The sequence below is a fragment of the Micrococcus sp. GbtcB5 genome (genome assembly GCF_019091605.1).
In the GTDB taxonomy this organism is placed as follows: Bacteria; Actinomycetota; Actinomycetes; order Actinomycetales; family Micrococcaceae; genus Micrococcus; species Micrococcus luteus.
Genome location: NZ_JAGXJK010000299.1, coordinates 1 through 251, shown reverse-complemented (window position 1 = coordinate 251; position 251 = coordinate 1). Strand labels below are relative to the sequence as shown.

1 protein-coding gene is annotated in these 251 nt (G+C 72.5%); it reads right to left on the bottom strand.

The annotated features are described in order from the left end of the window. A partial coding sequence (locus KVS67_RS12440; protein WP_217565491.1) for a DUF885 family protein occupies positions 1-251 on the bottom strand: 251 nt, incomplete at both ends.

Genomic DNA, 251 nt, shown 5'->3' with positions numbered 1-251 from the left:
CCGGCAGGTTCGCGAGGCGGCCGGCGATGTGGCCCCACTGCTCCGCGGTGTCCGTGGGCATGAGGGCGAAGACCGCGCGGATGCCCTGGGCAGGGGAGGCGATGTTGTTCAGCTCGGTGCGGCCGGTCGCGTGGGTCTCCCGCTCGAGGCCGATGCGCTCCTGCATGGCCGCCTTCGTGTCGCGGTCCGTCTCGTCCTGCGGCTCTAGCGCGGCCAAGTCCTCGAGCAGGCGGGCGTTGAGCTCGTCGTCG